The sequence below is a fragment of the Streptomyces incanus genome (assembly GCF_042656345.1).
Lineage (GTDB): Bacteria > Actinomycetota > Actinomycetes > Streptomycetales > Streptomycetaceae > Streptomyces > Streptomyces incanus.
This window is the reverse complement of sequence record NZ_JBHSPC010000014.1, coordinates 45,789-62,655: the sequence shown is the minus strand read 5'-3', so window position 1 is coordinate 62,655 and position 16,867 is coordinate 45,789. Positions and strand designations below refer to the sequence as shown.

Sequence of the window (16,867 nt, the reverse complement as noted above, 5' to 3'; positions counted from 1 at the left end):
CGTGAGCGTCGCCACCAAGACCGACAAGATCCAGCGCCTCGCGGAACTGACCGCGACCAAGGAGACCAGCACCGGCGCCAGCCTGTGGAGGGAAGCCTTCCGCCGTCTGAAGCGCAGCAAGATGGCGATCATCGGTGCCGTCATCATCGGCCTCTTCGTCGTTGTCGCGATCGTCGGGCCGTACATCTCCCCGTTCACCCCCACCGCCCAGACCTGGCGCGGCGAGGTCTTCCCCAACCGGGGTGAGTTCGTCGGCCCGCGCGGCGAGAACTGGTTCGGGCTCGACCACCTCGGCCGGGACATGTTCTCCCGCATGCTGATCGGCGCCCGCCAGACCCTGCTCGTCGGCGTCGTCGCCACGCTCATCGGCCTGGTCATCGGCTTCCTGATCGGCGGCCTCTCCGGAGCCGCCGCCACCCTCGGCGGCGACACCGGAAGGCGCATCGACTCCGTCATCATGCGCTTCATCGACATGATGCTGGCGATGCCGTCGCTGCTGCTGGCCGTGTCCATCGCGGCCGTCATGGGCCAGTCGCTGACCACGGTGATGATCGCCGTGGGTGTGGTCCAGATCCCGGTGTTCGCCCGACTGCTGCGCGGCTCGATGCTGGCGCAGGGCGGCGCGGACTACGTGCTCGCGGCCAAGTCCCTGGGCGTGCGCAAGCGGCGCATCGTGGTCTCGCAGATCATCCCCAACTCGCTCAGCCCGGTGATCGTGCAGGCCACGCTCTCCCTGGCCACCGCGATCATCGAGGCCTCCGCCCTGTCCTACCTGGGCCTGGGCAACCCCGACCCGGCCATCCCCGAGTGGGGCGTCATGCTCGCCCAGGCACAGCGCTTCTTCGACAACGCGCCGATGATGTCGGTCTACCCTGCCGTCGGCATCGTCATCACCGCCCTCGGCTTCACCCTCCTCGGCGAGGCCATGCGGGAAGCCCTCGACCCGAAGCTGAGAGGCTGAACCACCATGTCTCTGCTCACTGTCGACGAACTGACCGTCACCTTCGGCGGCCGCGGCCGCAAGGAGTCCCGGGCGGTCGACGGCGTCTCCTTCGAGGTCGACCAGGGCCAGGTCGTGGGCCTGGTCGGCGAGTCCGGCTGCGGAAAGTCCGTCACCTCCCTGGCCCTGATGGGCCTGCTGCCCCCCAAGGGCGTCACGGTCGGCGGCCGTGCCGAATTCGACGGCACGGACCTGTTCACCATGAGCCCGTCCGCCCGCCGCGACCTGCGCGGCAGCAAGATGGCGATGATCTTCCAGGACCCGCTGTCCTCGCTCAACCCGGTCGTGCCGATCGGCGTGCAGGTCACCGAGATCCTGGAGCGCCACCGCGGGATGAAGGGGGCGGCCGCCCGCAAGGAGGCCGCCCACCTGCTGGACCGGGTCGGCATCCCCGACCCGACCCGGCGGCTCAAGGAGTACCCGCACCAGCTCTCCGGCGGCATGCGCCAGCGCGCGCTGATCGCCATGGCGGTGGCCTGCGCCCCGCGCATGCTCATCGCCGACGAGCCCACCACGGCCCTCGACGTGACCATCCAGGCCCAGATCCTGGAACTGCTCAAGGAGCTCGTGGACCAGGAGGGCACCGCCCTGCTGATGATCACCCACGACCTCGGCGTGGTCGCCGGCCTCTGCGACCAGGTCAACGTGCTCTACGCGGGCAAGGCCGTGGAGTCCGCCGGGCGCCGCGAGCTGTTCGCTCACCCCACCCACCCCTACACGCACGGACTGCTGGGCTCCATCCCGCGCCTGGACGCTCCCCGGGGCGAGTCCCTCAAGCCCATCCGCGGCTCCATCAACGACCGCGTCGCCTGGGCCGACGGCTGTGCCTTCGCACCCCGCTGCGACCGGTACGAGATGGGCTGCCTGACCGGCACCCCGCAGCTCGCCGAGCCGCGTGCCGCCGATCACCGGGTGCGGTGCGTCAACCCCGTACTCGACGACGCGAAGGCCGAGGAGGTCCCCGCATGAGCCTGCTCGAACTGGACGGCGTCAAGGTCCACTTCCCCATCAAGAAGGGCGTGCTGTTCGACCGTACGGTCGGGCACGTCTACGCCGTGGACGGGGTGTCCCTGAAGGTCGAGGCCGGCGAGACCTACGGTCTGGTCGGCGAGTCCGGCTGCGGCAAGACCACCCTAGGGCGGTCGGTGCTGCGGCTCGTGGACATCACCGAGGGGTCGGTCGTCCTCGACGGCACCGACCTGGCGAAGCTGCCGAACGAGGAGATGCGCCGCTTCCGGCGCCGGCTCCAGATGGTCTTCCAGGACCCGCTGGGCTCGCTCAACCCCCGGCAGAACATCGAGTCGATCCTGTCCGAGGGCATGGTCGCCCACGGCATCGGAAAGAACCAGGAGGAGCGCCGCGAGAAGATCAAGGCGATCCTGGAGCGGGTCGGCCTGCCCTCCAACGCCCTGGCCCGCTACCCGCACGAGTTCTCCGGCGGCCAGCGCCAGCGCATCGGCATCGCCCGCGCGCTGGTCCTCGAACCGGACGTGATCATCTGCGACGAGCCGGTCTCCGCGCTCGACGTGTCGATCCAGGCCCAGGTCGTCAACCTGCTGGAGGAACTCCAGGAGGAACTCGGCCTGACCTACCTGGTGATCGCCCACGACCTCGCGGTCGTCCGGCACATCTCCGACGTGATCGGCGTGATGTACCTGGGCTCGCTGGTCGAGGAGGCACCGAGCGACACGCTGTACGCCGAGCCCAAGCACCCGTACACCAAGGCCCTGATGTCGGCCGTGCCGGTGCCGGACCCGGAGGTGGAGGACCGCCGCGAGCGCATCCTGCTCACCGGCGACCTGCCCTCCCCGGCGAACCCGCCCACCGGCTGCCGCTTCCACACCCGCTGCCCCTGGGCCCAGGCCGAGAAGTGCGCGACCGAACGGCCGGAACTGCGGGACGTCGGCGGCGGCCACCGGGTGGCCTGCCACTACACCGCCGAGATCGCGGCCGGGACGCTGAAGCGGACCCACGGAGAGGTGGTGTCGGCGACCCGCGAGGGCGTCGAGGACGCCCCGGCGTCCGTGGGATCCGGTGACGTGACGGCGCCGGAGCAGTCCGGGACGCCGGTGGAGAAGGCCGCGGTGGAGGAGTCCGGGACCGCGGTGGAGAAGGCGGAGCCGAAGGTCGCGGACGAGAAGGCCGAAGCGGAGACCGAGCCGGAGAAGCCGGAGGCCGCGGTGGAGAAGGCGGAGCCGAAGGCCGTGACGGAGCCGGAGGCCACGGACGACAAGGCTCAGCCGGAGACCGGGACCGAGTCGGAGGCCGGGGCCGAGCCGGAAGCCGGGGCCGAGAAGAAGGCCGCGGCGGAGAAGGCCGTCTAGCCGACGCCGAGCGTCCGTGGAATGGTCCCCGGACAGGCAAGTTCACATCACCCCTCGCCTTGCTTTGTAAGGCGAGGGGTTCTTGCTGAGTAAGAATATGCGGGTGCTCCAGCAACTCTTCAGTCCGTCCCTCCTGCACGCGCTCGACCTGATCGGCATCTTCGTCTTCGCGATCTCGGGTGCCCTGCTGGCCGTCCGCAAGAACCTCGATGCCTTCGGCATCGCCGTCCTCGCGGAGGCGACGGCCCTCGGCGGCGGGCTCTTCCGTGATGTGGTCATCGGCGCGGTGCCGCCCGCCGCCTTCACAGACCTGGGGTACTTCGTCACCCCGCTGCTCGCCGTGGTGCTGGTCTTCTTCCTCCACCCGCACGTGGAGCGCATCCAGAACGCCGTCAACTTCTTCGACGCCGCCGGGCTCGGCCTGTTCTGCGTCGTCGGTACCAGCAAGGCGTACGACTACGGGCTCGGCCTGACGGCCTCGGCCTGCCTCGGCCTCGTCACCGCGGTGGGCGGCGGTGTGCTGCGGGACGTGCTCGCCAACGAGGTGCCCTCGCTGCTGCGCTGGGACCGCGATCTCTACGCGGTACCGGCGATGGTCGGCGCCACCATGGTCGCGCTGTGCATCCACTTCGACGCGCTGAACGCGTTCACCAGCAGCCTCGCCGTGATCACGGCGTTCGTGCTGCGACTGCTGGCGCTCCGGTACCACTGGCGGGCCCCCCGCGCGTGGCAGCGGCGTTCGACAGCCCGCGAGGAGGAGTAGCGGAGGAGCAGGGGAGCGGGGTGCGGTTCGGAGCCCGACCGGCACCCCAAAGCTACCGCTTAGTAGGTGTCTCTTGTACTGTTCACGCATGCCAGAAGCAGCCTCCGCCCCGGCCATCCGGGCCGCCATCGGCGACAGTGAGTTCGACCGCGACACCGCGGTCACGCCCCGTGAACCGGGCGTCTACGACATCGATCTCTCCGCCGGCTGGACGATCATCAGCGCCGTCAACGGCGGCTATCTGCTGGCCGTCCTGGGCCGCGCCCTCGCCGACGCCCTGCCGCACTCGGACCCGTTCACCCTCTCCGCGCACTACCTGACCGCCTCCCAGCCTGGCCCGGCGGTCGTCCGTACCCAGACCGTACGCGCCGGACGCACCCTCTCGACCGGGCAGGCGTCCCTCTTCCAGACCGATGGCCAGGGCCGTGAGATCGAGCGCATCCGCCTCCTGGCCTCCTATGGAGACCTGGGCGCCCTCCCCGACGACGTCCGTACGTCGGCCGAGCCGCCCGCGATACCGCCCATGGACCAGTGCTTCGGCCCCGAGGACGGGCCGGCCCCCGTCGAGGGCAGCTCCGCCATCATGGACCGGCTGATGCTCAAGCTCGACCCGTCGACCCTCGGCTGGGCCCTCGGGAAGCCCTCCGGCAAGGGGGAGATGCGCGCCTGGTTCGGGCTCGCCGACGGCCGGGACCACGACCCGCTCTCCTTGCTCCTCGCGGTGGACGCGCTGCCTCCCACCGCCTTCGAACTGGGGCTCAGCGGCTGGGTGCCCACGGTCGAACTGACGGTGCACGTCCGCTCCCGCCCGGCGCCCGGCCCGCTGCGGGTGTCGATCACCACGCGCAACCTCGCCGGCGGTTTCCTGGAGGAGGACGCCGAGGTCTGGGACAGCGCGGACCGACTGGTCGCCCAGTCCCGTCAGCTCGCCCGGGTGCGCCTGGGCTGAGCGGTCCTTCGCGGTACGGCCGACGGGTCAGCCGGCCGTACCGATGCCGGCCGTACCTCTGCCGGCCGTACCTCTGCCGGATGTGTCTCTGCCGGGTGTGCCTTCGCCGGCCGGGCGGTCCAGCCAGTGCAGGCGGCCGATGCTGATCAGCCGCAGCCGACGGGCCGCCGTCAGCGCCACGCGTTCCCGTGCCCGACCCCCGGGTCCGGGCGTCGATGTCGTTGCCGAGGCCCCCGTCGAGGCCGGTGCCTCCAGGAAGAGGCATCCCGTGGCGATCATCTGGTCGACGTAGAGCTGGGCCAGCATCAGCAGGTCGTCCTCGCTCCAGCCCGCGGACACCGGGTCCTCGGCCAGCGCCTTTGCGACCTCCTCGGCGAACCGGGCGAGCTGGTCGCGTATCGCCTCCCGGACCGCCTGCACCCCGCCGTGCCGTTCGCGGACGATGAACCGCATGTGGGCCGGGTACCGGTCCACATGCCCGGCGATCAACTCCACGGTGCGCGCGATGCGCTCTTCGGCGTCGCCGGTCGTGGACACCGCTGTCCCGATCAACGGGTGCAGGCTCTCGAGCGCCTCCCCGACCAGCGCCACGCCCAGATCCTCGATCGAGCGGAAGTGCCGGTAGAAGGCGGTCGGGGCGATCCCCACGGCCCGGGTGACCTCACGCAGGCCCAGGCTGCCGAGGCTCTGCTCCTCGAGCAGTTCCAGTGCCGCGTCGAGGAGTGCCCGCCGGGTCCTCTGCTTCTGCGCCTGCCGAATGCCCGAGGGGTGACTCATGCCATGCAGTCAACAACTGTTCTCCGGAATTGCAAAGCGCGACGTCGTACGCCGAGTGTTTAGACCATAGAGTCAGTGAACACTTGTAACTACAAGCGTTCACCGAACGCCGGACACCGAAGCCTGGAGGATCCGACTCATGCTGTTCCTCGTCGCCGCGCTCCTGCTCATGGGCGTCGTCCTGGGCACCGTGGCCCACGCGCCACTGACCGTCTCCGCGGTCGGGGGCGCCGTCATCGCCCTCTGGCTCGCCGTTTTCGCCCTGCGCGAGCGCCACACCCCCATCGACCGGGAGAGCTGACCACCATGGACCTCACCCCTCGGGTCGCCCACCGAACCGCCGTCCAGGACGCCGACGGCATGGCGGTCGCGTCCTTCGTCCTGGGCCTGCTGGGCCTGCTCGTCCTCAACGTCGTTCTCGGGCCGATCGCCATCGTGCTGGCGGGCGTCGCCCTGCGGCGGGGCACGACCCGGCGCGGACGCGCCGGCCTGGGCCTCGGCCTGGGCATGGCCGACCTGTTGGTCCTGCTGGCGTTGATGCAGATGAACGACACGATCTCCTGGAGCTTCTGAGCCGGCGGGGCATCCCGGCCGACCGCGCCCCGGGGTCACCGGACGCGGCCCGTAGAATCGGCCCCACCATGGCTTACCTCGACCACGCCGCGACCACCCCGATGCTTCCCGAGGCGGTCGAGGCACTCACCGCGCACCTCGGCGTCACCGGCAACGCCTCCTCCCTGCACGCCGCCGGCCGGCGTGCCCGCCGGAGTGTCGAGGAGGCCCGCGAAGCCCTCGCCGAAGCCCTCGGCGCCCGTCCCAGCGAGGTGGTCTTCACCTCCGGCGGGACCGAGGCCGACAACCTCGCCGTGAAGGGCCTGTACTGGGCCCGGCGCGACGCCGAGCCGGCCCGCACCCGGGTCCTCGCCAGCCCTGTCGAACACCATGCCGTCCTGGACGCCGTCCACTGGCTCGGCGAGCACGAGGGCGCCCTCGTCGAGTACCTGCCGGTCGACTCCTACGGCCGGGTCCACCCGGATGCCCTGCGCGAGGCGATCGCCCGCAACCCCGACGACGTCGCCCTCGCCACCGTGATGTGGGCCAACAACGAGATCGGGACGATTCTGCCGGTCCGTGAACTCGCCGAGGTCGCCGCCGAGTTCGGCGTCCCGCTGCACTCCGACGCCGTTCAGGCCTTCGGCCAGGTGCCCGTGGACTTCGCCTCGTCCGGGCTCGCCGCGATGACCGTCTCGGGCCACAAGATCGGCGGCCCGTACGGTATCGGGGCGCTGGTCCTGGGCCGCGAGTACGCCCCCGTACCGGTGCTGCACGGCGGCGGTCAGGAGCGGCATGTGCGCTCCGGCACGCTCGACGTGCCCGCGATCGCCTCCTTCGCCGTCGCCGGCCGGCTCGCCGCCGAGCAGTGGGAACGGTTCGACCGCGAGATCGGCGCGCTCCGCGACGACCTGGTCGCCGCGGTCCGCGAGGCCGTCCCGGACGCAGACCTGGGCGGCGACCCCGCGCCCGGGGGACGGCTTCCGGCCAACGCCCACTTCACCTTCCCCGGCTGCGAGGGCGACTCTCTGCTGCTCCTGCTCGACGCCCAGGGCATCGAGTGCTCCACCGGCTCCGCCTGCACCGCCGGCGTCGCCCAGCCCAGCCACGTCCTGCTGGCCACCGGTACCGACCCGGACCTGGCCCGCGGCACCCTCCGCTTCTCCCTCGGCCACACCTCCACCCGGGCCGACGTCGAGGCCCTGGCGAAGGCCATCGGCCCGGCGGTGGAACGTGCGCGGGCGGCGGGGCTGACCTAGTGCCCCGGCAGGCGGCGTTCGCCCGTCGAGGAGCGGCGTCCGGTGCGGCGAGTGGGGGTCCCCTCTGCTCGAAGAGCTTGAGGGGAGCGTGCCGGGCGTCGCGACGGGCCGAACGCCGCCTGCCGGGGCACCGGCTTCCCCCGGGCACGACTGCGACCTACGAGACGGGTTCCCTTCGCCGGTATGACCCGGATCAGGTGACTAGGGGTCGCCTTCCGGTCCTGTCCTGCGACCTTCCGGCCTCTCAGTCCGACCGTCGACGTCGGCACCAGCGGAAGTCGAAACCTCGCGCTGAAGTCGGCTACTCCGGTCGAACTCCCTCACTCATCTCGTAGGCCTGTTCTTATGATAGAACGCCCCTCTCTGGATGGAAGGGGGTGGGTTGAGGTTTTTTGTCCCTTTTTTCGGGTGGCGGGGTCGGCCGTCGCCGTGCGCGCCTGACGTACCAGCTTCATGTAGCGGTCCCAGTCCCAGTGCGGGCCCGGATCGGTGTGATCCGTCCCCGGCACCTCGATGTGGCCGATGACGTGCTTCCGGTCGACGGGTATGTCGTAGCGCGCACAGATCCGGGCCGTGAGCCGGGCCGAGGCCTCGTACATCTCGTCCGTCAGGTCCTGCGGCCGGTCGACGAATCCCTCGTGCTCGATGCCGATACTGCGCTCGTTGTAGCCGCGGTTTCCCGCGTGGTAGGCCACGTCCAGCTCGCGGATCATCTGCGTGACGCGTCCGTCCTGGCCGACGATGTAGTGCGTCGCCGCCTGGTGCCCGGGGTCCTGGAAGGCCCGTACCGCGCTGTCGAAACTGCCCTGGGTGACATGCACGATCACCATGTCTATGCCGAAGTCGTCGGGCCGGTCCGCGCGCCGCCAGTTGGCGTCCGAGGCCGCCACCCAGCGGGCGCCCGCGAAGTCGACCACGCCCTGCTCGCGCGGCTTCTCGACCCCGGGCACCCTCCACCACAGGCGGCCCAGTTCGTCCCGCGCCAGCACGGCCGTACCCGCGGCGGCGGCCACACCGCCGACGATCAGGGCCCGCCGGCCGATGCGACGGTCGCCGTCCTTGGCAGCCCGGTCCCCGGAAGCTCGTTTCTCCCCCATGCGATCAACAACGGATACCCGGTGGCTCCGGTTCCCGTTCCCCGTACCCTGGAAGGGTTATGACTGAGACCCCGCAGCCCTTCCGCCCCCTCCGTGTCCTGGCCGCCATGTCCGGTGGCGTCGACTCCGCCGTGGCCGCGGCCCGTGCCGCCGAAGCGGGACACGACGTGACCGGCGTCCACCTCGCGCTCTCCGCGAACCCCCAATCCTTCCGCACGGGCGCGCGGGGCTGCTGCACCATCGAGGACTCGCGCGACGCCCGCCGCGCCGCGGACGTCATCGGCATCCCGTTCTACGTGTGGGACCTCGCCGACCGCTTCCGCGAGGACGTCGTGGAGAACTTCGTCGCCGAGTACGAGGCCGGCCGCACCCCCAACCCGTGCCTGCGCTGCAACGAGAAGATCAAGTTCGCCGCGCTGCTGGACAAGGCCCTGGCCCTCGGCTTCGACGCCGTGGCCACCGGCCACTACGCGCGCGTGGTCACCCTGTCCGACGGCACGCGCGAACTGCACCGCGCCTCCGACATGGCCAAGGACCAGTCGTACGTCCTCGGTGTGCTGGACGACCGCCAGCTCGCCCACGCGATGTTCCCGCTGGGCGACACGGTCACCACCAAGGACGAGATCCGCGCGGAGGCGGAGCGCAGGGGACTGGCGGTGGCCAAGAAGCCCGACTCGCACGACATCTGCTTCATCGCCGACGGCGACACCCAGGGCTTCCTCGCGAACCGGCTGGGCCGGGCCGAGGGCGACATCGTCGACGAGTCCGGCGCCAAGGTCGGTACGCACGAGGGGGCCCACGGCTTCACCATCGGCCAGCGCAAGGGCCTGCGGATCGGCACCCCCGCCCCCGACGGCAAGCCTCGCTACGTCCTCGACATCTCCCCGGTGACCAACACGGTCACTGTCGGCCCCGCGGATTCCCTCGACGTCGGCGCGCTCACCGCGATCGAGCCCCGCTGGTGCGGCACCGCCCCGACCGGCCCCGGCACCTACACCGCCCAGCTCCGCGCCCACGGCGACGAGACCGAGGTCACCGCCGAACTCGTCGACGGCACCCTGGAGGTGTCGTTCAAGGAGCCGGTCCGCGGAGTGGCCCCCGGCCAGGCCGTCGTCCTCTACGCCGGCACCCGGGTGGTCGGCTCCGCCACCATCGCGTCGACGTCCCGCACGGTGAAGACCCCCACGACGGTCTGAGCCGGGGACGGTCCCCGCCCGGGGCGTGAGCGGTCGGCGACCCCATGCCCTTCCGGTGCTCATGTGAGCGTTGAGGCAGCACCGGGGAGTGAAGCGCTCACGTCTTCGGACGGGAGTGCTCCCTTCGCTCCGGGCCGGGGCCGGGTCGCCGGACGCCCGGCCGGCCCGGGCCGCCGGCCGCGTCCGCCGCGTCGGCTCGCGCTCGCGGAGTCCGGCCCCGCGAAGCCGAACGCCGTGGCGTTCGTGCCGGGGAGCCGGCCGGCGAGGGCCGGTGCCGGTTCCAGCAGGGCGGCGGCCGGCCCGCACGCGCTCCCGTGCGCGCCACCGGACGCGCGGTTCCCCCACCCGAGTGGTCCTCCCGCGCGCATCGCCCCGGACCCGTGTCCCGGACATCCGCGGTGACGATCATCCGGATGTGACTCATCGGATCCCCGGCCTCTCGCGCCGAACCCGCACCGCGGCCGCCACCGGTCTCAGCGCCCTGGCACTGCTGTCCTCTCCGGCCGTCCTGCCCGCCGCCCACGCGTCCGGTCCCGACCGGACGACCGAACGCCCCCCACGCGCCGTGTCCGCCTCCGAGGCGGACACGGCCGCCCGGTTGGAGGCGATCCGCGACACCCCGCGTCTGGCGCAGGACTTCTTCCGTCGTCTGCCCAAGGGCGGCGATCTGCACAACCATCTCTCCGGAGCGGTCTCCACCGAGTACCTCGTCGAACTGGCAGCCGAGGACGGGCTGTGCGTCGACGCCTCGACGATGACCGCCGTGGCACCACCGTGCGGCGGGGGCACCCGCCCCGCGGCGGACGCCCGCACCGACCGCGCCTTCCACGACGCGATCGTGCGTGCCTGGTCCATGCAGGACTTCCCGGCCGGCGGCAACGGCCACGACCACTTCTTCGACACCTTCGGCAAGTTCGGCGAGGTGACGTGGCGCCACCGCGGAAAACTGCTCGCCGAGGTCGCGGACGACGTCGCCGCGCAGAACCAGTTCTACCTGGAGACCATGGTCACCCCGGCCTCCGACGGGGCGAAGAACCTCGCGGCGGAGGTCGGCTGGGACGCGGACCTGGCCCGGCTGCACGAGAAGCTGACGGCCGGGGGCAAGCTGGACCGGCTGGTCACCGAGGCCCGGAAGGAGACCGACGACGCCGACGCCGAGTTCCGTACCGCCGCACGCTGCGACACCGACCGCCCCCGGCCCGCCTGCCGTCTCCCGGTGCGCTGGATCTCCCAGGTCTCGCGCGGCAGTTCACCGGAACGGGTCTTCACGCAGATGGCCCTCGGCATGCGCCTGGCCGAGCGCGATCCCCGGTTCGTCGCGGTCAACCTGGTCCAGCCCGAGGACTCGGAGAGCGCACTGCGTGACTACAGCCTGCAGATGCGCATGGTGGAGTACCTCCGCGGTGTCTACCCCGGGGCGCACGTCACCCTGCACGCGGGCGAGTTGTGGCCCGGCCTGGTCAAGCCCGCCGACCTCGCGTTCCACATCAAGGAGGCCGTGGACGTCGCCCGCGCCGACCGCATCGGCCACGGGGTCGACCTCGTCCACGAGGACGACTGGCAGCGCACCGCACGCACCATGGCCGCCCGCGAGACCGCCGTCGAGGTCCCCTTCACCAGCAACGCCCAGATCCTCGGTGTGCGCGGCGCCGACCACCCCTTCGAGACCTACCGCGCCCACGGCGTGCCCGTCGTGCTGGCCACCGACGACCCCGGAGTCAGCCGCATCGACATCAGCCACGAGTACCGGTACGCCGCCGACACGTACGGCCTGACCTACCCGGAGCTGAAGGACCTCGCCCGCGCCTCCCTGGAGTACGCCTTCCTCCCGGGCGCGAGCCTCTGGCAGGGCAACCCCACCCGCGACGGTTACCGTCCGGCCGTCGCCTGCCGGGGCGTCGACCTCGGCACCGCCCGCCCCGGCGCGGACTGCCGGCGCCTGCTGGACGCCAGCCCGAAGGCCGCCGCGCAGTGGCAGCAGGAAAGGGCCTTCCACCGCTTCGAGTCGAGGTTCCGCGCCCACCGCTGACCCCGTCGTGGCCCCTCGTTCCTCCCAGATCCCGTGGAGCCCCGTGAGCGCGTCCGCGCCGCGGGGCTCCACGGCCCGGTCGCGGCCGGTAATGGTTGGTGACAGGCCACCATCGGGTGACGAACTCCGGCGCAGGCCGGGGAGTCGCTTCAGGTTCGGCCGTGCGGATCACTCGCATGCAAAAGCCCAAGGCGGCAATCCCGTATCCGCCTCGACAGGAGGTCGGCCGTGCTGCCCAGTTTCCGGGTGGCCAACCACCGGTCCATCCGCGAAGAGACTGAACTCTCCCTTGTGGCGACCGAACTCAACGAGCACACCGCCCGTGAGACCGGTGCCAGTGCCGAGGGCAGGCCTGTCTCCGCGCTGCCGACGGTCGGGATCTACGGAGCCAACGCCTCGGGCAAGAGCAATGTGCTGCACGCCCTGCGTTTCATGCACAGCGCAGTACCGGACTCCTTCGCGGACCGGAGCAGGAAGGCCGGGATTCCCCGTGAGCCTTTCGCGCTCGCGGCGGAAGCACAGGAGGAGACCAGCTTCTTCGAAGTGGATCTCCTGCTCGGCAAGGACCGTGTCCGGTACACCTACGGCTTCGAGCCGTCGGACGAGCGGGTGGAGGCGGAGTGGCTGCACGCCTACCCGTCCGGGCGGCGCCAGATCTGGTTCGACCGCGAGGCGGACCGTCCGGACGACGAGGGTGGGGAATTCCGTTTTCCCGGCACCGGTCTGAAGGGGCAGAAGGACCTCATCGTCACCTCCACCCGCCCCGAAGCCCTGTTCCTCACGGTCGGCGCCACGCTCGACAACCCGTCGCTGGCGGCGGTCCACCGCTGGTTCGTCGACAACCTGTGGCCCGTGACCTCGGGAGGGGATGTCCCGCACCGGACCGAATGGACCCGCGGGAAACTCACCGACCGTAAGTCCGGCGCCGCGCTGCGGGAGCGGATCGGCGCCCTGCCGGCCGCGGCGGACCTGGGCATCGCCGGGCTGACGCTCGACCCCGAGAGCGGCGAAGTACAGCTCCTGCACCGTACCGCCGACGGCCCTCCCCAAGCCCTCGACTTCTGGAACCAGGAATCCCCGGGTACCCACGCATGGTTCGCGTTCCTGGGGCCGCTCTTCCATGTCCTGGACAAGGGGGGCGTGCTCCTCGTCGACGAACTCGACTCCAGCCTCCACCCGATCCTGGCCGCGGAGGTCATTCGCCTCTTCCAGGACCACGAGGCCAACCCGCGCCCCGCCCAGCTGATCTTCACCACGCACGACGCCACCCTGCTGGGGCCGTCCGTCGCTGACCGGCCTCTGGACCGCGACCAGGTGCGGATCGCCCTCAAGAACGCCACCGGCGAGTCCCAGCTCTCCCCGATCACCGCGGCTCGCAAGGCCCGCCGGGACGACAACCGCGAACGCCGCTGTCTGCACGGCCACTACGGCGGCATCCCACGCCTGACCAGTGGCGAGATCGCACGACAGATCGCACTCATCGAAGAGGGACTGCGGGCGACAGCGTGAACAGGGGGAGCAGAACCGAAACCAGCCGGGAGGCCGTCGCCGTCGTCGCCGGGACTGGGAGGCCGCCCCTCAGCTGCGAAGGCCGACCCAGTTCTATGGAGACGAGTCCCGACGGGTGGTCTACGTCGCAGCCGAGGGGGAGAAGACCGAACGCGACTACGTCGCCTTGCCGAACACGACCTACGGCGCACGCGAGAAGTTCTTCCTCAAGTTCTCCGGCACCAACAAGGGGCTCCGGCCGATGGAGGTCATCGATCTCGTCCTCGAATCGGCCTCGGACCCGGAGGACGAGAAGTGGGCTCTCTTCGACCGTGACACCCTCGACAACAGGGATGAGGACATCCCCGAGGCCATGCGGAACGCCGCCAGGAACGGGGCCCAGGTGGCGCTGTCCCGCACTGGTCGATCTCGTCCTCGTGCACGAGCTGTGCCATCTGCGAGCCCCCGGGCACGGCGCCGCGTTCCGCGGACTTCTCCGGCGGACGCGGCCGGACGCCGACGAGCGCGAGCGCCGGTTCGCCGAGCAGGAACCACAGCTGTGGCGGGGTGCGGTGAGGTGACACAGCACCGTGCCGGCCCCGCCCGGCGCCCGTTCACCGGCTGAAGAACTCCGTCAGGACCGGGGCCAGGACGTCCGGCTCCACCATGTGGGTCTGGCCCGCCAGGGTGCGGCAGGTGCCCCGGGGGACGGCGTCCGCGATCGCTCGGGCGGCCTTGCGCATCCAGGCCGGGCTCGCGTCGCCCGCGATGGACAGCACCGGGACGGGGACCGACGCCAGCAGCTTCACCGGGACGCCGCCGTTCCCCATGACCGCGTCGTCGTAGGCGAGGCTCGGCGCGATCGACTCCATTCCGGCCCACAGGGGGGACTGGCGGGCGCCCTGGATCACCGCCTCGCTCAGCCCGGTGAGACGCAGGAAAAGCTCCACCGCGTCCCCTCGCCGCCCCTCACGCAGGGCCTCGGCCAGGCGCTCGGTGTACAGGGCGCGCTCCCTCAGGTCCTCCTCGGACGTGGCGTACGGCGTCTCGTACACGGCGACATGGCGCACCGGCAGCCCGCTCGCCGCCGCGCGCAGCGCCAGCGCGCCACCCGAGGAGACGCCGTACAGCGACGCCTGTCCGCCCACCGCCTCGATCAGCGCCGCCAGGTCCTCGATCTCGCGTTCCACCGCGTACGGCAGCCGGTCCCCGCTCGCCCCGCGGCCCCGGCGGTCGTACACGACGACCCGGAACCGCTCCGAGAGCGGGGCGGCCAGCGGTGCCACCGTGGCGCCCGTCGACATCGCGCCGCTGACGAGGACGACCACGGAACCCCGCCCGGCGCTCTCGTGGGCGATGTGGGTGCCGTCACGCGAAACGATGTTCTTGTCCATGTCACCGCAGACTGCCGCACTGAGGCCCGATCGTCGGTGAGGCGGGCCGCGCGTCCGACGACCGCAACCCTTCTATCCGATCATCGGGCTTCCGTGTCTCCTTGGACGTCCACTTCGTAGAAGCACAGATGGTCCTTGATGCCGGCGACGTCCGGCTTCGGGTCCGGGTACGCCCACACCAGATCGGATGTGTCCGGGCGCGACCAGTAGGACGCGGTGCCCTTGAAGGGGCAGTGGGTGCGGGTGTCGGACAGGGTCAGCAGGTCGAGCCGTACGTCCTCGGGCGGGATGTAGTACCGCGCGGGGCAGCCCGTCTCGCGCAGCACCAGTGCCCGGTCGCTCTCGGCCAGGACCTCCCCGCCGTGCACCACGCGCACGTGCCGCTCGCTCCGCTCGACGGTGATGCGGTGTCCTGCGGTCATGGTCCACGCTCCTCGGTCAGCCGGGTCATGAGGTCATCCGGGCCGGCGGGTCAGGTCGAACGCCGGCCGGTCCGAACGCCGAACGGTGCAGCGTCCGCCGGAGCCGAATTCTTCCCTCCCCACCGGACCGGGCCCGTACCCTGGGGCCGTGAACATCTGTGTCTTCCTCTCCGCCGCTGACCTGGACGAGCGTTACACGCGCCCCGCGCGGGAGTTCGCCGAGCTGCTCGGCAAGGGCGGCCACACCCTGGTGTGGGGCGGCTCCGACGTCGGCCTGATGAAAGTCGTCGCCGACGGGGTGCAGGAGGCGGGCGGCCGGCTCCTCGGCGTCTCCGTGGAGTTCCTCGCGGCGAAGGCACGCGAGGGCGCCGACGAGATGATCGTCGCCCGGGACCTGGCGGAGCGCAAGCGCCTGCTCCTCGAGAAGGCCGACGCCGTGGTGATCATGGTGGGCGGCACCGGCACGCTCGACGAGGCCACCGAGATCCTCGAGCTGAAGAAGCACGGGCACACGGACAAGCCGGTGGTCCTGCTGAACAGCGCGGGCTTCTACGACGGCCTCAAGACCCAGTTCCGGCGGATGGAGGACGAGGGCTTCCTCCCCCGCGCCCTCACCGACCTGGTGTTCTTCGCCGAGGAGCCCGTCGGCGCACTGGCGTACCTGGAGGAGAGCCAGGGCATCTAGGGGGTGTTTCGGGTTCTCCCGGAGCGTCGCGACGCCCGGCACGCTCCCCCGAGCTCTTCGAGCAGGGAGACCCTCACTCGCCGCCCGGCACACCGGGAGCACGCACCGCACGCCGCTCCTTTCTCCACGGGAGAACCCGAGCCAGACCCTGACCACGCGGTGATGCGAGCATGACGGGCATGCCTACACATGTGATCACCGGAGCCGGCTCCGGCATCGGCGCGGCCGTCGCCCGCCGGCTGCACGCACGCGGGGACGAAATCGTCCTGCACGCACGCTCGGCGGGGCGCGCGAAGGAACTGGCGGCCGAGTTCCCCGGCGCGCGGACCCTCGTCGGCGACCTGGCCGACCCCGACCGGCTCAGCTGGGCCTTCTCCCACCAGTCCCTCCCGGAACGGGTGGACTCCCTGCTGCACATCGCCGGCGTCGTCGACCTCGGCGAGGTCGGCGAGCTGACCCCCAAGACCTGGCGGCACCAGCTCGACGTCAACCTCGTCGCCCCCGCCGAACTCACCCGGCACTTCCTGCCCCAGCTGCGCGCGAGCCGCGGACACGTGGTCTTCGTCAACTCCGGCGCCGGCCTGAGCGCCCACGCCCGGTGGGGCGCCTACGCGGCCTCCAAGCACGGCCTCAAGGCGCTCGCCGACTCCCTGCGCGAGGAGGAGCACGGCAACGGCGTCCGCGTCACCTCGGTCTATCCCGGCCGCACCGCCAGCCCCATGCAGGCCAAGGTGCACCGGCAGGAGGGCAAGGACTACGACCCCGGTCGGTGGATCGACCCCGAGTCGGTCGCCACCACCGTCCTCATGGCCCTCGACCTGCCCGTGGACGCCGAGGTCAACGACCTGACGGTGCGGCCGGGGCGCTGAGTTCCCGGGCACACGCCCGACGGCCCCACCGGAACACCATCCTCCCCGCCCGTTCCGTACGCT

Annotated in this window: 18 protein-coding genes and 1 pseudogene; 15 read left to right on the top strand and 4 right to left on the bottom strand. The window is 71.4% G+C overall.

Annotation, left to right across the window (positions count from 1 at the left end; all coding sequences use genetic code 11):
* The first annotated feature begins 1 nt into the window (after window position 1).
* The 5 genes from ACFP2V_RS05150 (at window position 2) to ACFP2V_RS05130 (ending at window position 5,036) form a co-directional block, all read left to right on the top strand.
* Window positions 2–961, top strand: coding sequence for an ABC transporter permease (locus ACFP2V_RS05150; protein ID WP_381206070.1), 960 nt, complete (start codon window positions 2–4; stop codon window positions 959–961).
* Between the two features lie 6 nt (window positions 962–967).
* Window positions 968–1,969, top strand: coding sequence for an ABC transporter ATP-binding protein (locus ACFP2V_RS05145; RefSeq protein ID WP_381206067.1), 1,002 nt, complete (start codon window positions 968–970; stop codon window positions 1,967–1,969).
* Window positions 1,966–3,324, top strand: coding sequence for an oligopeptide/dipeptide ABC transporter ATP-binding protein (locus ACFP2V_RS05140; protein ID WP_381206064.1), 1,359 nt, complete (start codon window positions 1,966–1,968; stop codon window positions 3,322–3,324). The genes ACFP2V_RS05145 and ACFP2V_RS05140 overlap by 4 nt, the downstream gene beginning before the upstream one ends.
* Before the next feature lie 103 nt (window positions 3,325–3,427).
* Window positions 3,428–4,087 (top strand): trimeric intracellular cation channel family protein, encoded by a 660-nt coding sequence (locus tag ACFP2V_RS05135; protein WP_381206395.1) that lies wholly within the window; start codon window positions 3,428–3,430, stop codon window positions 4,085–4,087.
* A gap of 88 nt (window positions 4,088–4,175) precedes the next feature.
* Window positions 4,176–5,036: a thioesterase family protein gene (locus tag ACFP2V_RS05130; protein WP_381206061.1), complete on the top strand. Its 861-nt coding sequence runs from the start codon at window positions 4,176–4,178 to the stop codon at window positions 5,034–5,036.
* 27 nt (window positions 5,037–5,063) lie between these two features.
* On the opposite strand, the gene ACFP2V_RS05125 is transcribed toward ACFP2V_RS05130, so the two are convergent.
* Window positions 5,064–5,813: a TetR family transcriptional regulator gene (locus ACFP2V_RS05125; RefSeq protein ID WP_381206058.1), complete on the bottom strand. Its 750-nt coding sequence runs from the start codon at window positions 5,811–5,813 to the stop codon at window positions 5,064–5,066.
* 139 nt (window positions 5,814–5,952) lie between these two features.
* On the opposite strand from ACFP2V_RS05125, the gene ACFP2V_RS05120 reads away from it, so the two are divergent.
* From ACFP2V_RS05120 to ACFP2V_RS05110, 3 genes are all read left to right on the top strand, one after another.
* The gene (locus ACFP2V_RS05120) at window positions 5,953–6,114 is read left to right on the top strand and encodes a hypothetical protein (protein ID WP_381206055.1); all 162 of its coding nucleotides are present in this window, start codon (window positions 5,953–5,955) and stop codon (window positions 6,112–6,114) included.
* A 5-nt stretch (window positions 6,115–6,119) separates the two neighbouring features.
* Complete coding sequence (locus ACFP2V_RS05115; protein ID WP_381206053.1) at window positions 6,120–6,386, top strand: DUF4190 domain-containing protein; 267 nt, start codon at window positions 6,120–6,122, stop codon at window positions 6,384–6,386.
* Between the two features lie 68 nt (window positions 6,387–6,454).
* Entirely contained in the window at window positions 6,455–7,624 is a 1,170-nt protein-coding gene (locus ACFP2V_RS05110; RefSeq protein ID WP_381206050.1) for a cysteine desulfurase family protein, read from the top strand.
* A 320-nt stretch (window positions 7,625–7,944) separates the two neighbouring features.
* Here the strand turns inward: ACFP2V_RS05110 and ACFP2V_RS05105 are convergent, their stop codons facing one another.
* Window positions 7,945–8,721, bottom strand: a complete 777-nt coding sequence (locus ACFP2V_RS05105; protein WP_381206045.1) for an N-acetylmuramoyl-L-alanine amidase — start codon at window positions 8,719–8,721, stop codon at window positions 7,945–7,947.
* A 59-nt stretch (window positions 8,722–8,780) separates the two neighbouring features.
* On the opposite strand from ACFP2V_RS05105, the gene mnmA reads away from it, so the two are divergent.
* The 5 genes and pseudogenes from mnmA (at window position 8,781) to ACFP2V_RS05080 (ending at window position 14,015) form a co-directional block, all read left to right on the top strand.
* Entirely contained in the window at window positions 8,781–9,917 is a 1,137-nt protein-coding gene (mnmA, locus tag ACFP2V_RS05100) for a tRNA 2-thiouridine(34) synthase MnmA (protein ID WP_381206042.1), read from the top strand.
* A 415-nt stretch (window positions 9,918–10,332) separates the two neighbouring features.
* Window positions 10,333–11,946: an adenosine deaminase family protein gene (locus ACFP2V_RS05095; RefSeq protein ID WP_381206039.1), complete on the top strand. Its 1,614-nt coding sequence runs from the start codon at window positions 10,333–10,335 to the stop codon at window positions 11,944–11,946.
* Window positions 11,947–12,174: 228 nt separating this feature from the next.
* The gene (locus tag ACFP2V_RS05090) at window positions 12,175–13,455 is read left to right on the top strand and encodes an AAA family ATPase (protein WP_381206036.1); all 1,281 of its coding nucleotides are present in this window, start codon (window positions 12,175–12,177) and stop codon (window positions 13,453–13,455) included.
* A pseudogene (locus tag ACFP2V_RS05085) lies at window positions 13,397–13,789 on the top strand (hypothetical protein); the annotation flags it as partial. The gene ACFP2V_RS05090 and the pseudogene ACFP2V_RS05085, both read left to right, overlap by 59 nt.
* On the top strand, window positions 13,788–14,015 hold the full coding sequence (locus tag ACFP2V_RS05080) for a M48 metallopeptidase family protein (protein ID WP_381206033.1): 228 nt from the start codon (window positions 13,788–13,790) through the stop codon (window positions 14,013–14,015). The pseudogene ACFP2V_RS05085 and the gene ACFP2V_RS05080, both read left to right, overlap by 2 nt.
* Before the next feature lie 33 nt (window positions 14,016–14,048).
* Here ACFP2V_RS05080 and ACFP2V_RS05075 read toward each other — a convergent pair whose 3' ends face one another.
* Complete coding sequence (locus ACFP2V_RS05075; RefSeq protein ID WP_381206030.1) at window positions 14,049–14,828, bottom strand: alpha/beta fold hydrolase; 780 nt, start codon at window positions 14,826–14,828, stop codon at window positions 14,049–14,051.
* Window positions 14,829–14,908: 80 nt separating this feature from the next.
* The gene (locus tag ACFP2V_RS05070) at window positions 14,909–15,250 is read right to left on the bottom strand and encodes a DUF427 domain-containing protein (RefSeq protein ID WP_381206027.1); all 342 of its coding nucleotides are present in this window, start codon (window positions 15,248–15,250) and stop codon (window positions 14,909–14,911) included.
* A 148-nt stretch (window positions 15,251–15,398) separates the two neighbouring features.
* On the opposite strand from ACFP2V_RS05070, the gene ACFP2V_RS05065 reads away from it, so the two are divergent.
* Both ACFP2V_RS05065 and ACFP2V_RS05060 read left to right on the top strand, forming a co-directional pair.
* Window positions 15,399–15,935, top strand: a complete 537-nt coding sequence (locus ACFP2V_RS05065; RefSeq protein WP_381206024.1) for an LOG family protein — start codon at window positions 15,399–15,401, stop codon at window positions 15,933–15,935.
* 179 nt (window positions 15,936–16,114) lie between these two features.
* Window positions 16,115–16,804 (top strand): SDR family oxidoreductase, encoded by a 690-nt coding sequence (locus tag ACFP2V_RS05060; RefSeq protein ID WP_381206020.1) that lies wholly within the window; start codon window positions 16,115–16,117, stop codon window positions 16,802–16,804.
* Window positions 16,805–16,867 lie beyond the last annotated feature (63 nt).